Source organism: Cnuibacter sp. UC19_7 (assembly GCF_042699995.1).
In the GTDB taxonomy this organism is placed as follows: domain Bacteria; phylum Actinomycetota; class Actinomycetes; order Actinomycetales; family Microbacteriaceae; genus Cnuibacter.
In genome coordinates, this window is the sequence record NZ_CP170560.1 from 712,818 (window position 1) to 726,266 (window position 13,449).

10 protein-coding genes and 1 other RNA gene are annotated in these 13,449 nt (G+C 69.8%); 6 read left to right on the plus strand and 5 right to left on the minus strand.

All coding sequences use genetic code 11. The features are described from left to right. Positions 1-71: 71 nt before the first annotated feature. A complete protein-coding gene (locus ACFJGV_RS03425) occupies positions 72-1,511 on the minus strand; it encodes a GuaB1 family IMP dehydrogenase-related protein (RefSeq protein ID WP_378146848.1) in 1,440 nt (479 codons plus the stop codon). Between the two features lie 148 nt (positions 1,512-1,659). On the opposite strand from ACFJGV_RS03425, the gene ACFJGV_RS03430 reads away from it, so the two are divergent. Continuing rightward, positions 1,660-5,448 carry a multifunctional oxoglutarate decarboxylase/oxoglutarate dehydrogenase thiamine pyrophosphate-binding subunit/dihydrolipoyllysine-residue succinyltransferase subunit gene (locus ACFJGV_RS03430; RefSeq protein ID WP_378148614.1) on the plus strand — a complete coding sequence of 1,263 codons (3,789 nt, stop codon included), beginning with the start codon at positions 1,660-1,662 and terminating at the stop codon, positions 5,446-5,448. A gap of 107 nt (positions 5,449-5,555) precedes the next feature. Here ACFJGV_RS03430 and ACFJGV_RS03435 read toward each other — a convergent pair whose 3' ends face one another. Both ACFJGV_RS03435 and ACFJGV_RS03440 read right to left on the minus strand, forming a co-directional pair. Next, a complete protein-coding gene (locus ACFJGV_RS03435; protein ID WP_378146850.1) occupies positions 5,556-5,804 on the minus strand; it encodes a zf-HC2 domain-containing protein in 249 nt (82 codons plus the stop codon). Next, positions 5,801-6,439: a sigma-70 family RNA polymerase sigma factor gene (locus ACFJGV_RS03440; RefSeq protein WP_378146852.1), complete on the minus strand. Its 639-nt coding sequence runs from the start codon at positions 6,437-6,439 to the stop codon at positions 5,801-5,803. Before ACFJGV_RS03440 ends, ACFJGV_RS03435 begins: the two co-directional genes overlap by 4 nt. Before the next feature lie 124 nt (positions 6,440-6,563). Here ACFJGV_RS03440 and aroA point away from each other — a divergent pair, with 124 nt between their 5' ends. The 4 genes from aroA (at position 6,564) to ACFJGV_RS03460 (ending at position 10,432) form a co-directional block, all read left to right on the plus strand. Beyond that, the gene (aroA, locus tag ACFJGV_RS03445) at positions 6,564-7,922 is read left to right on the plus strand and encodes a 3-phosphoshikimate 1-carboxyvinyltransferase (RefSeq protein WP_378146853.1); all 1,359 of its coding nucleotides are present in this window, start codon (positions 6,564-6,566) and stop codon (positions 7,920-7,922) included. Then, complete coding sequence (gene rsgA, locus ACFJGV_RS03450) at positions 7,919-8,974, plus strand: ribosome small subunit-dependent GTPase A (RefSeq protein ID WP_378146855.1); 1,056 nt, start codon at positions 7,919-7,921, stop codon at positions 8,972-8,974. The genes aroA and rsgA overlap by 4 nt, the downstream gene beginning before the upstream one ends. Before the next feature lie 51 nt (positions 8,975-9,025). Then, a complete protein-coding gene (locus ACFJGV_RS03455) occupies positions 9,026-9,805 on the plus strand; it encodes an inositol monophosphatase family protein (protein ID WP_378148616.1) in 780 nt (259 codons plus the stop codon). A gap of 123 nt (positions 9,806-9,928) precedes the next feature. Beyond that, complete coding sequence (locus ACFJGV_RS03460) at positions 9,929-10,432, plus strand: septum formation family protein (protein ID WP_378146857.1); 504 nt, start codon at positions 9,929-9,931, stop codon at positions 10,430-10,432. A gap of 67 nt (positions 10,433-10,499) precedes the next feature. Here the strand turns inward: ACFJGV_RS03460 and ACFJGV_RS03465 are convergent, their stop codons facing one another. Then, a complete protein-coding gene (locus tag ACFJGV_RS03465; protein WP_378146858.1) occupies positions 10,500-12,020 on the minus strand; it encodes a S1C family serine protease in 1,521 nt (506 codons plus the stop codon). A gap of 118 nt (positions 12,021-12,138) precedes the next feature. Between ACFJGV_RS03465 and ACFJGV_RS03470 the strand changes: the two genes are divergently transcribed. Next, positions 12,139-12,972, plus strand: coding sequence for a DUF72 domain-containing protein (locus ACFJGV_RS03470; protein WP_378146859.1), 834 nt, complete (start codon positions 12,139-12,141; stop codon positions 12,970-12,972). A gap of 11 nt (positions 12,973-12,983) precedes the next feature. Here the strand turns inward: ACFJGV_RS03470 and ssrA are convergent. Continuing rightward, positions 12,984-13,389: a transfer-messenger RNA gene (gene ssrA, locus ACFJGV_RS03475) on the minus strand. Positions 13,390-13,449: the final 60 nt, after the last annotated feature.

The following is a 13,449-nucleotide window of genomic DNA, read 5'->3' on the forward strand; positions in this document are numbered from 1 at the left end:
GGACGGACTGAGTATGCGCAGAAGGAGGGTCGTCCATTGTCCGACCCATGCTACCCGTGCGGGGGGACGCGCTACCAGGAGACCGGCAGCGCCTTGCCCTCCTCGTACCCGGCCGCCGACTGGATGCCGACCAGCGCGTGGGCGTGGAACTCGGCCGGTGTCGAGGCCCCGGCGTAGGTGAAGGAGCTGCGGACGCCCGAGGTGATCATGTCGAGGAGGTCGTCGAGCGACGGCCGGAGCGGATCGAGGTAGATGCGGCTGGACGAGATGCCCTCCGCGAACAGCGTCTTGCGGGCGAGCTCGTAGGCGTCGAGTCGACCGAAGCGCTCCTGCACCGCCTTCGTCGACGCCATGCCCCAGCTCTCCTTGTAGATCCGGCCCGCGTCGTCGGTGCTGAGCAGTCCCGGCGCCTCGATCGTCCCCGCGAACCAGGATCCGATCATCACCGACGACGCGCCCGCGGCCAGCGCCAGCGCGACGTCGCGCGGGTAGCGCACGCCGCCGTCGGCCCAGACGTGAGCGCCGAGCTCGCGTGCGGCGGCGGCCGTCTCGAGCACCGCCGAGAACTGGGGGCGGCCGACCGCGGTCATCATCCGTGTGGTGCACATGGCGCCGGGCCCCACGCCGACCTTCACGATGTCGGCGCCGGCGCGCACGAGGTCGATCACCGCGGCGGCGGTGACGACGTTGCCCGCGGCGATCGGCACGCCGAGCTTCGCCTCGGACACCGCACGCAGCGCGCGCAGCATCCCCTCCTGATGTCCGTGCGCGGTGTCGAGCACGAGCACGTCGACGCCGGCACCGACCAGCGCCCGGGCCTTGGCGACCACGTCGCCGTTGATCCCCACCGCGGCGGCCACACGCAGACGTCCTTCGGCGTCGACCGCCGGGGCGTAGATCGTCGCGCGCAGGGCGCTCGTGCGGCTCAGCGTGCCGACGACCGAGCCGTGCTGGAGCACCGGCACGAAGTCGAGGTCGGCCGCCGCCATCGCGTCGAACGCCGCGCGCGGCGAGTCGAGGTCGTCGGCGTCGAACGCGGGCGACGCACCGTGCACCAGGTCGCCGAGCCGGGCATCGGACGGGGCGCTCGCCAGACGCGAGGCCGTGAGGCAGCCCACGTAGTCGCCCGCGGCGTCGTGGATGACCAGGCCCTGTCCCGGGACCGACGGCAGGAGCATCCGGGCGTTCTCGACCGTGTCGTCAGCCCGGAACTCGAACGGGGTGTCGTAGACGACCGGACGCGACTTCACCCAGCGGATGGCCGCGTCGAGATCCTGGAGCGGCATGTCCTGCGGCAGCACGCCGAGCCCGCCGCGACGCGCGAGCGAGGCGGCCAGGCGCGGGCCGGTCACGGAGTTCATGTTGGCCGACACGATCGGGATGGTCATGCCCGTGCCGTCCTCCGGCGCGAGAGACACATCGAGTCGACTCGACACGCCCGAGCGCGAGGGGATGAGGAACACGTCGGAGTAGGTCAGGTCATGCGTGGCCGTGGATCCGTAGAACTCCATGGGAACACGGTAGACCAGGGCCGTCTCGTGCTCACCGTGCATCGGGGAGGTCTAGGCTTGGAGAGCACGTGTCACGGCGTGGAAGAGTGCAGCGCAGCAGACCCGGCACGTGCCATCCAAGAGGCGACGGAGAGTGGGCGAAACGGTTGTGGCAGGCCAGTTGACGAGTGTGGGAGCAGAAGAAGGCACGGCAGCGGAGTTCGGTGCCAACGAGTGGCTGGTCGAGGAGCTGTACGAGCAGTACCTGACCGACAGGGAGTCGGTCGACCAGTCGTGGTGGCCGGTGCTCGAGAGCTACCACGCTCACGTGCAGGCCAAGCGCGGTGCCGCTCCCGCCGACCAGGCCGGTGGCGGGGCTTCAACCACGCCGCCCGTCCCGCAGACCGAATCGGCCCAGGTCGCTGCTGCGGAGACGGCGCCCGAGGAGGCGCGGCCTGCGACGGGCGCCCAGCCCGTGGCGAAGACCACGAGCGTCGAGGCCAAGCCGCAGCCCATCCCCGCGGAGGCGCCGAGCACGCGCCGATCCGACCCGGACCAGACCGCCCGCGACGTCGCGGAGGACGCCGAGAAGGATGTCGTGACCCCGCTGCGCGGCATGGCGAAGTCGCTCGCGACGAACATGGACGCCAGCCTCACGGTCCCGACGGCGACGAGCGTCCGCTCGATCCCGGCCAAGCTGATGATCGACAACCGCATCGTCATCAACAACCACCTGCGCCGCGCGCGCGGCGGCAAGGTCTCCTTCACGCACCTCATCGGCTGGGCGCTCGTGCAGGCGCTGAAGGACTTCCCCAGCCAGAACGTCTACTACGACGAGGTCGACGGCAAGCCGGCCGTGGTCGCCCCCGCGCACATCGGACTGGGCATCGCGATCGACATCCCCAAGCCCGACGGCTCGCGCGCCCTGCTGGTGCCGAGCGTCAAGCGCGCCGACACGATGGGGTTCAACGAGTTCCTCTCCGCCTACGAGGACCTCGTGAAGCGGGCCCGCGCCAACAAGCTCACGGCCGCCGACTTCCAGGGCGGCACGATCTCGCTCACGAACCCCGGCGGCATCGGCACCGTGCACTCGGTCCCGCGGCTCATGAAGGGCCAGGGCTGCATCATCGGGGCCGGCGCCCTCGAGTACCCGGCCGAGTTCCAGGGCGCGTCGCCGAAGACGCTCGCCGACCTCGGCATCGGCAAGGTCATCACGCTCACCAGCACCTACGACCACCGCGTCATCCAGGGCGCCGGGTCCGGCGAGTTCCTCAAGAAGGTGCACGAGCTGCTGCTCGGCGAGCGCGGCTTCTACGACAGCATCTTCGCCGAGCTCCGCATCCCCTACGAGCCCATCCGCTGGGCCGCCGACATCAACGTCGACGAGGCGAGCGCGATCGACAAGACCGCGCGTGTGCAGGAGCTCATCAACGCGTTCCGCGTGCGCGGCCACCTCATGGCCGACACCGACCCGCTCGAGTACCGCCAGCGCACGCACCCCGACCTCGACATCGCCACGCACGGCCTCACCTTCTGGGACCTCGACCGCGAGTTCGTCACGGGCGAGTTCGGCATGACGCGCCAGGCCTACCTCCGCGACATCCTCGGTGTGCTGCGCGACTCGTACTGCCGGAAGATCGGCATCGAGTACATGCACATCCAGGATCCTGCGCAGCGCAAGTGGCTGCAGGACAAGGTGGAGCGCCCGTACGCCAAGCCCGGGCACGACGAGCAGATGCGCATCCTCGAGAAGCTCAACGAGGCCGAGGCCTTCGAGACCTTCCTGCAGACCAAGTACGTCGGCCAGAAGCGCTTCAGCCTCGAGGGCGGGGAGTCGGTGATCGCGGCGCTCGACGAGATCATCCAGGGCGCCGCCGACGCGGGCCTCGACGAGGTCGCCATCGGGATGGCGCACCGCGGGCGCCTCAACGTGCTCACGAACATCGCGGGCAAGACCTACGGCCAGATCTTCCGCGAGTTCGAGGGCACCCAGGACCCCCGCACCGTGCAGGGCTCGGGCGACGTGAAGTACCACCTCGGCACCGAGGGCACCTTCACCTCGATCGACGGCAAGGAGATCCCGGTCTACCTCGCCGCGAACCCGTCGCACCTCGAGGCCGTCGACGGCGTGCTCGAGGGCATCGTGCGGGCCAAGCAGGACCGCAAGCCGGTCGGCACGTTCACCACGCTGCCGATCCTGGTACACGGCGACGCCGCGCTCGCCGGTCAGGGCATCGTCTACGAGACCCTGCAGATGTCGCAGCTGCGCGGCTACCGCACCGGCGGCACGATCCACCTCAACATCAACAACCAGGTCGGATTCACCACTCCCCCGTCCGAGTCGCGGTCGTCGGTGTACTCCACCGACGTGGCGAAGTCGATCCAGGCGCCCATCTTCCACGTGAACGGCGACGACCCCGAGTCGGTCGTCCGCGTGGCCAAGCTCGCGTTCGAGTACCGCCAGCAGTTCCATCGCGACGTCTTCATCGACCTCATCTGCTACCGCCGACGCGGACACAACGAGGGCGACGACCCGTCGATGACCCAGCCGCTGATGTACAACCTCATCGAGGCCAAGCGCAGCGTCCGCAAGCTCTACGCCGAGGCGCTCGTCGGTCGTGGCGACATCACCGAGGAGGAGTACGAGGCCGCCCAGCACGACTTCCAGGACCGCCTCGAGCGCGCCTTCGCCGAGACGCACGCCGCCCAGACCTCGTCGATCCCCGTGATCACCGGCGACGAGAACGCGGTGGCCGATCTCGAGCGTCCCGAGGCGCAGCGCGACGACGCCTCCTCGAGCGCGTTCGAGACCGGCGTCTCCGAGCAGACGGTCCAGCTGGTGGGCGACGCGTTCCAGAACCCGCCCGCGGGCTTCAACGTGCACCCCAAGCTGCAGCAGCTGCTGCAGAAGCGGCACGACATGAGCCGCAACGGCGGCATCGACTGGGCCTTCGGCGAGCTGCTCGCGCTCGGCTCGCTGCTCACCGAGGGCACTCCGGTGCGCCTCGCCGGCCAGGATGCGCGACGCGGCACGTTCGTGCAGCGTCACGCGGTGCTCCACGACCGTGAGAACGGGCAGGAGTGGCTGCCGCTGCTGAACCTCAGCGAGAACCAGGCCAAGTTCTGGATCTACGACTCGCTGCTCTCGGAGTACGCCGCGATGGGCTTCGAGTACGGCTACTCGGTCGAGCGTCCGGATGCGCTGGTGCTGTGGGAGGCGCAGTTCGGCGACTTCGCGAACGGCGCCCAGACCGTGATCGACGAGTTCATCTCGTCGGCCGAGCAGAAGTGGGGCCAGCGCTCGTCGCTCGTGCTGCTGCTGCCGCACGGCTACGAGGGTCAGGGCCCCGACCACTCGTCGGCCCGCATCGAGCGCTACCTGCAGCTGTGCGCCGAGAACAACATGGTCGTCGCTCGTCCGTCGACCCCGGCGTCGTACTTCCACCTGCTGCGTCGCCAGGCCTACGCCCGGCCGCGCAAGCCGCTCGTGGTGTTCACGCCGAAGGCGATGCTCCGCCTCCGCGGTGCGACGAGCTCGGTGGCCGATCTCACCAGCGGCCGCTTCCAGCCGGTGATCGACGACGCCCGCATCACCGACCGCGACGGGGTCAAGACCGTGCTGCTGCACTCCGGCAAGGTGCACTACGACCTCGCCACCGAGCTGTCGAAGAACCCGGACGACTCGGTCGCCCTGGTGCGTGTGGAGCAGTTCTACCCGCTGCCGCTCGAGGAGCTGCGTGCCGTGGCCGACTCGTACCCGAACGCCCAGCTGCGCTGGGTGCAGGACGAGCCGGAGAACCAGGGCGCCTGGCCGTTCATCCAGTCGTCGCTGACGCCGCACCTCGGTGGTCGTGCGCTCAGCGTCGTGTCGCGCCCCGCGTCGGCCTCGCCTGCCGCGGGCTCCGCGAAGCGTCACGCGGCCGAGCAGGCCGATCTGATCGCGCGCGCCCTGTCGTAGGCACGACGGGGACGAACGAAGGCCGGGCACCTCTCGAGGTGGCCCGGCCTTCGTTCGTCGGTGGCGTCGCGTCGGCTGATCAGGGCGTCAGCAGCACGGTGCGCGGCTCAGAGCGTGCGGAGCGTGGCGATGAGCGTGGTGCGCAGGCCCTCGGGCGCCTGCTCCTTGCAGGCCCGGCGCACCGCCTCGGTGAGCGTCACGCTCACGTGCAGCTCGGACGAGCATCCATCGCACGTCTCGAGGTGGGCGCGGATCTCCTCCACGTCGGTGCGGCACAGCTCGTGCCTGAGGTACTCCTCGAGCTCGGCTCGAGCCTTGTCGCAGCCGCAGTCGTTCGCGGCGTTCACGTCACTCACTTCGCGCTCCTCTTCGCATCCGGGACCGTCAGCCCGCGCCCGCGCGCGTAGTCTGCGAGCAGACCGCGGAGCAGCCTCCTGCCACGGTGCAGGCGGCTCATCACGGTGCCGACGGGGGTCTTCATGATGTCGGCGATCTCCTGGTAGGAGAAGCCCTCGACGTCGGCCAGGTAGACCGCCAGTCGGAAGTCCTCGGGGATCGACTGCAGAGCAGCCTTCACGTCGCTGTCGGGCAGGTGGTCGATGGCCTCCGCCTCGGCGGACCGACCGGTCGTGGTCGTCGTCGCCGACTCCGCGGTGCCCAGCTGCCAGTCCTCGAGCTCGCTCGTGGACCCCTGATACGGGTCGCGCTGCTTCTTGCGGTACGTGTTGATGTAGGTGTTGGTGAGGATGCGGTAGAGCCACGCCTTGAGGTTCGTGCCCTGCTCGAACTGGGCGAAGGCGGCGTACGCCTTCACGTAGGTCTCCTGCACCAGGTCCTGGGCGTCGGCCGGGTTGCGGGTCATGCGGAGGGCTGCGCCGTACAGCTGATCGAGGAACGGGATCGCCTGCTCCTCGAAGAGCTCTCGCGGATCGCGAGCGGATGCGTCGCCGCTCTCGGCCGTGCCGTCGACCGGCTCAGATGGGGTGCTCATCGCCGCCCAGTCTACGGCGGGGGCCCGGTCCGTGATCTCGGACGGGCGCTCCAGCACCGCTGCCGCAGTGACACTCACGCGCGATCTCCTCTCGTCGGTTGACCGCCGACTACTCTGATAACCGATGTCCGTCTCGAGAAATTCCACGCCCCGCTTCGATCCGTACGGCGATGCCACGCCCACGACCGACCCGGGCGACTGGCCTGCGCCGCAGCCGAGCGGACCGCTCGACGCGCGGCTGCGCCTGCCCGGCTCGAAGTCGATCACCAACCGGGAGCTCGTGCTCGCCGCTCTGGCCGACGGCCCGTCGCTCCTCCGTGCGCCGCTCCACTCGCGCGACAGCGACCTCATGGTCGAGGCGCTGCGCTCGTTCGGCACGGTCGTCGAGCGGGTGCCCGGCGAGGGCGGGTTCGGTCCCGACCTCGCGATCACACCCGCTGACGAGCTCGCGGGCAGCACCACCATCGACTGCGGCCTGGCCGGCACCGTGATGCGGTTCACCCCGCCGGTCGCCGCGCTGGCGCTCGGCCCCACGACGTTCGACGGCGACGAGGGCGCCCGACGGCGGCCGATGTCCACGACGATCTCCTCGCTGCGGGCGCTGGGGGTCGACGTGGCCGACGACGGTCTCGGCTCGCTCCCCTTCACCGTGCACGGAAGCGGACGCGTCGCGGGCGGCGACCTCGAGATCGACGCGTCGGCCTCGAGCCAGTTCGTCTCGGGCCTCCTGCTCGCGGGCGCCCGCTTCGACGACGGTCTGCGCCTGACGCACTCCGGCTCGCGACTGCCGAGTCAGCCGCACATCGACATGACGATCGCCTCCCTGCGCGAGCGCGGGGTCGACGTGTCGACGCCCGCCTCAGGCCGATGGGAGGTCTCCCCCGGGCCGATCGCCGGTCGCACGGTCGACATCGAGCCCGATCTGTCGAACGCGGCTCCCTTCCTCGCCGCGGCGCTTGTCGCGGGCGGCGCGGTCCGCGTCGGCGGCTGGCCCGAGGCGACCACCCAGGTCGGCGACGATCTGGCCGACCTGCTGCCCCTGTTCGGCGCCACCGTCGAGCGTGTCGACGGAGCCCTGATCGTCACCGGCACGGGCACCATCTCGGCGGTGACGCTCGATCTCCGCACCGGCGGCGAGCTGGCCCCCGCTCTCGTCGCGCTCGCCGCCCTCGCCGATGGTCCGAGCGAGATCACGGGCATCGGCCACATCCGTCATCACGAGACAGACCGGCTCGCCGCCCTGGTGGCCGAGATCACGGCCCTCGGGGGCGACGCGGAGGAGCTGCCCGACGGCATCCGCATCTCGCCACGGCCGATGCACGGGGGCATCTGGCACAGCTACGACGACCATCGCATGGCCACGGCCGGCGCCATCATCGGCCTCGCCGTGCCCGGCGTCGAGATCGAGGACATCGGCACCACGGCGAAGACCCTGCCCGAGTTCCCCGAGCTGTGGCACGCGCTGGTGAGGTCGACGCGGTGAGCTGGTGGGCGGACGACGAGGACGACGACGAGCCGGAGCTCGACGAGTCCGCTGTGCGCATCCGCCCGAACCCCCGCGGCACACGGCCCCGCTCGAAGACCCGCCCGAAGCACGAGGATGCGGTGGTGGGCCGGGTGATGACCGTCGATCGCGGCCGCTTCGGCGTGCTGGTCGACGAGGACAGCGACTCGGAGCACGAGATCATCGCGTCGCGCGCTCGTGAACTGGGCCGCACGCCGATCGTCACAGGCGACTTCGTCGACGTCGTCGGCGACGTCAGCGGCGAAGCGGGGTCGCTGGCCCGGGTGGTGCGGGTGCGCGAGCGGTCGACCGTGTTGCGGCGCAGCGCCGACGACACCGATGCGGTGGAGCGCGTCATCGTAGCCAACGCCGACCAGATGCTCATCGTCGTCGCCGCGACGAACCCCGAGCCGCGTGCTCGACTCGTCGACCGGTATCTCGTCGCCGCCTTCGACGCCGGGATCGCCCCCATCCTCTGCATCACGAAGACCGACCTCGCCGACCCGGCGCCGTTCCTCGCGGAGTTCGACGCGCTCGACCTCACGATCGTCGCCCTGTCGAAGGACGAGATCCCTCACGAGCGACTCGACGATCTGCTGGCGGGCCACACCACCGTGGCCGTGGGCCACTCGGGCGTCGGCAAGTCGACCCTCGTCAACGCTCTCGTCCCCGGGGCAGACCGCGCCATCGGGCACGTCAACGCCGTGACCGGCAGGGGACGCCACACGTCCTCCTCCACCCTGTGCTTCCGCTTCACGGCGGAGGACGGGAGAAAGGGCTGGATCGTCGACACCCCGGGCGTCCGCTCCTTCGGCCTGGGGCACGTCGATCCGGAGAACATCATCCGCTCGTTCGCGGTCTCCGCGGTGATCCCCCCGGGCGAACCGCCGGACGGGATCCCCCTCAGCGAGGCGCACGACTGGGAGATCATCGACCGGCTCGAAGCGGGGGAGCTCGGCGAGAGCGGACGCGCGCGCATCGAGTCGCTGCAGAAGCTGCTCGAGACCCGCACGGATCGCCCGACCCCGTAGCCTGGACGGGTGACCGACTCCCTCGCCGCCGACCTCGCACTCGCACTCCGGATGGCCGATGCGGCGGACGCGGTGTCCGCCGACCGCTTCCGCGCCACCGACCTGGTGATCACGACGAAGCCCGACCGCACCCCCGTCACCGATGCCGACCAGGCCGTGGAGAGGACCCTTCGCGAGCTGATCGAGTCCGAGCGGCCCGGCGACGCGATCCTGGGCGAGGAGTACGGCAGCGAGGGCACGGGGAGCCGGCGGTGGATCCTCGACCCCATCGACGGCACGGCCAACTTCCTCCGCGGGATCCCCGTCTGGGCGACCCTCATCGCGCTGGCGGTCGATGACGTCCCCGTCGTCGGCGTGGTGAGCGCTCCGGCGCTCGGCAAGCGCTGGTGGGCCGCCCGCGGGGAGGGCGCGCACGCCTCCGACCGGCTCACCGGCGAGACGGACCGACCCCTCGCGGTCTCCGGCGTGGGCGATCTCGCCGACGCCTCGATCAGCTACAACAGCCTCAAGGGATGGGACGAGTACCACCGCCTCCCCTCCCTCGTCGGGCTCTCGCGCGACGTGTGGCGCACCCGGGCGTATGGCGAGATGTGGTCGTACATGATGGTCGCCGAGGGCCAGCTCGACATCGCGGCGGAGTTCGATCTGCAGCCGTACGACATGGCGGCGCTGGTGCCGATCGTGGAGGAGGCCGGCGGGCGCTTCAGCTCGGTCGACGGCGTTCCCGGGCCCTGGGAGGGCAGCGCCCTCGCCACGAACGGGCTGCTCCACGACGCCGTCGTGGAGCGCCTGAGCGCCGACGTGGAGCTCCCCTTCTCCGCCCTCGACTGAACGCTCCCCGTTTTGGCGGCGTGCGTCGAGCCACCCCATAATGGGTGACAGGCCGTGTTCTCAGCGGGCCTTCAGCCTCGCCGGGGGACGGCGCCACACACGCACAACATAGAGGAGTCCTGCATGTCCGTGAAGTCGATGTCGAAGCGAGCCGGATGGATGGCGATCGGAGTGCTGGTGGCGGGTCTCGCACTCGCCGGATGCTCCTCGCAGCCCGACACGCCGCTCGCGACCGACTCCACCACCGGCGAGGAGATCGAGCAGACGCAGACCGACGTCTTCACCCTCGCCGTCGGCGACTGCATGAACGACGTCTCCGGCACCGAGGTGAGCGAGGTCCCGATCGTCGACTGCGCCGACGAGCACGACTACGAGGTCTACCACGACTTCCAGCTCGCGGGCGACGAGTACCCCGGTGACGACGCCGTGAGCACGCAGGCCGAGCAGGGCTGCCAGGAGGCCTTCGAGGCGTTCGTCGGCGTGCCCTACGACCAGTCGATGTACGGCGCCGTGCCCTTCACCCCGACCGAGTCGTCGTGGAACCAGGCGGACGACCGTCTCGTCTCCTGCCTGGTCGGCGACCCGAGCGGCAAGACCGTCGGCTCGCTCCAGGGCGTCGGGAAGTAGTCCTTCCCTCACCAGACGAGTAGCGGGGCGCGGCCGATCGGGCCGTGCCCCGCTTCCCTGTCCGGCGTCAGGAGAAGTCGGCGGCGAAGCTGCCGAAGACGTGCTCGATGGCGGGGATGTCGGCCTCGCTCGCGATGGTCAGCGTGAGGATGACGGTGTAGCTGCCGTCGTCCGGCTGTGCCGCGAGGATGATGTAGTCGCTCGAGCCGCCGCAGCCCGTGTAGTACTGGTACTGGCCGCTGTAGACGCCGTCGGTGTAGGCGTCGGCGGAGTCGAGTGTGCACTGCGCGGTGTATCCGGCGAAGAGGTCGAAGACCGCCTGCGCCGTGATGCCGTCGGACGGCGAGGTGACCTGGAAGGTCACCCCCGAGTAGGCCCACGACGAGCTGAGGCCGGCCAGGTCGGTGCTCGCATCGAGCGAGAGGAACTGGCGCCCATCGTCGGACGTGAACGGCGCACCGTTGACGTCGGCCCAGGTGCTGGGGATCTCGACGCTCAGCACACCCGAGTCGTCGGTGACCGTGCGGAACGACATGCCCTCGGACGAGCCGCCCGACGAGCCGTTCAGACCGGGCACCGTGACAGGCGCGAGCGGCTTTCCGTTGAACTGACCGCGGTAGAACGTGTCGTCGCTGGGACGGTACACCTCGACGTCGATCGTGCCGTCCGAGCCCTGGGTGGAGATGACGTCGCAGTACTCCTCGAGGGTGCCGTCGGCGGCCAGTGTCGTGCCCGCCATGCGCATGATGAGGTCGCCGGGCTGGATGCCCGCCTCGTCGGCCGGGGAGCCGGCCTTCACCGAGGAGGCCCAGACGCCCAGTGCGCTCCCGTCGTCGGCCGGGGGCAGCGCCTGCGCGTTGATGCCCAGGCTCTTGACGTCGCTGCCCGCGATGAGCTGGTCGAGCACCTTCTGAGCCTCGTCGCGGTGGATGGCGAAGTTGGTGTCGAGCTCGTTGTTGCCGGCGTAGTCGACGCCCACGACCGTGCCCTGCGCAGTGACGAGCGGACCGCCGGAGTTGCCGGGCTTGATCTTGGCGTCGTGCTCGATGATCGAGTCGATCGACGCCCAGCTGGTCTGGCCGATCGTCTCGGCCTTCGACACGATGCCCTTGGTGAGCGTGAAGGTGGGGTCGCCCAGCGGGAAGCCCGCGGCATAGACCTCTTGACCTGTCGTGATGTCGCCCTGGTACCAGTCGAGGTAGGGGAACTGCCCGTCGACCTGCACGACGGCGAGGTCGAGGCACTCGGAGGAACCGAGCAGCTTGGCGTCGTACTCCTTCGAGTCGTCGCCGCCCACCCAGACCTTCACGGTGCCCGCACCGGCCACCACGTGGTTGTTGGTGAGAGCGAGGCCGTCCTTCGAGATGAAGAAGCCCGAGCCGCGGCCCGTCTCCTCGGCCATCTGGCCGTCCTCCGGATCGACGAACGTGCCCTCCGACTCGATCTGGATCGTGGCCGACTGCACACCCGAGAAGTCGGCGGCGCCGCTCTTGGCGCCCCCTCCCCCGAAGGTGCAGGCGGCGAGGGGGACGACGACGACGCTCAGGGCGACTGCGGCCAGGGCGCGTCGGGCTGTGGTGACGCTCATGTGCTCAGCTTTCAGGATGAGGAATGTTCGGATCTAGCCGCGACTGTACCAGATCCGAGCAATCGTCACGTCTGCACATCCGCTGTGAACCGCGGAGGGGAGGCGTAGCGTCGAGAGCATGCACTCCCCCGGACGCCCTCACGTCGGAGTCTCCGGCTGGACGTACGACCGCTGGCGCGGAGACTTCTATCCCCAGGGCCTGGCACGCACGAAGGAGCTCGCCTACGTCGCCGAGCGGATGGACTCGGTCGAGCTCAACGGCACCTTCTACTCCCTGCAGCGGCCGTCCACCTACGAGCGATGGAACGGCGCCGTCGGCGGCCGCTTCGTGTTCGCGGTCAAGGGCAGCAGGTACGTCACCCACATGCTGCGGCTGCGCGGCGTGGAGACCGCCCTGGCGAACTTCTTCGCCTCGGGCGTGCTCGCCCTGGGACCGCGGCTCGGGCCCCTGCTCTGGCAGCTGCCCGAGTCGCTCGAGTTCGACGAGGACCAGATCCGCGAGTTCCTCCGCCTGCTCCCCCGCACGACCCGATCCGCCCTGACGCTCGCCAGGAAGCACGACGACAGGGTCGAAGGCCGAACCCACCTCGACATCTCGAGCGTGCGCCCCCTGCGCCACTGCCTCGAACCGCGGCACGAGAGCTTCGACGACGACCGCTTCCGCGCGCTGCTCGAGGAGCACCGCGCCGGGCTGGTGGTCGCCGACTCCGCGGGACGCTTCCCGATGTTCGAGGGGGTCACCTCGGACCTCGTCTACGTGCGCCTGCACGGGACCGAGCGCCTCTATGGGGGCGACTACTCGGACGCCGTGCTCGACGGCTGGGCCGAGCGCATGCACACCTGGTTGGAGCAGGGGCTGGACGTGTACGCCTACTTCGACAACGACTCGGACGGCCGCGCTCCGTGGAACGCTCTGGCGCTGGCCGAGCGGTTGCGGGTCAACGGCGTGTGACGGCGGCCGAGTGGTGGAGATGGGGGGAATCGAACCCCCGTCCATCGCTGAGAGTCTGCGCCTTCTCCGGGTGCAGCCAATGGTGCGTTCTACTCGGCCCCGGTCGTTGTCATTGGCAACGCGACCGACGAGCCCAGTCTCAGGAAGAGTCCCGCGCGACCCTGAGGCTCAGTCGCGCAGCAAGCCCTCTAGATTACGCCGGAACCCGGGTAGAAGACATTCCCGGGCCGACGGCCTGTTTAGTGCTGAAGAATCAGAACTTACGCCGCGAGGGCGAACTTGTTCTGGGTGAGCTTCAGCGAGGCAGTGTCGTTAGATTCGGCACTTGTAGTTTTGCGGAGGACATTAACGAGTTGACTCCGCATTCTCGGCCCGCTTCTCGCAGGTTCACAGACGATGTCGAAACCGATCATCCCCATGCGGGCCGCCGTCACACGCTGTTGAGTTTCCAAACCGCTCGAGGAGCGGCCCTCCAGT

Excerpts from the sequence above, each read along its gene's own strand:
- ACFJGV_RS03455 (WP_378148616.1), top strand. The coding sequence starts at position 9,026 with ATGGCCGATGCGGCGGACGCGGTGTCCGCCGACCGCTTCCGCGCCACC.
- ACFJGV_RS03460 (WP_378146857.1), top strand. The coding sequence starts at position 9,929 with ATGTCCGTGAAGTCGATGTCGAAGCGAGCCGGATGGATGGCGATCGGA.
- ACFJGV_RS03470 (WP_378146859.1), top strand. The coding sequence starts at position 12,139 with ATGCACTCCCCCGGACGCCCTCACGTCGGAGTCTCCGGCTGGACGTAC.
- ACFJGV_RS03425 (WP_378146848.1), bottom strand. The coding sequence starts at position 1,511 with ATGGAGTTCTACGGATCCACGGCCACGCATGACCTGACCTACTCCGAC.
- ACFJGV_RS03440 (WP_378146852.1), bottom strand. The coding sequence starts at position 6,439 with ATGAGCACCCCATCTGAGCCGGTCGACGGCACGGCCGAGAGCGGCGAC.
- ACFJGV_RS03465 (WP_378146858.1), bottom strand. The coding sequence starts at position 12,020 with ATGAGCGTCACCACAGCCCGACGCGCCCTGGCCGCAGTCGCCCTGAGC.
- aroA (WP_378146853.1), top strand. The coding sequence starts at position 6,564 with ATGTCCGTCTCGAGAAATTCCACGCCCCGCTTCGATCCGTACGGCGAT.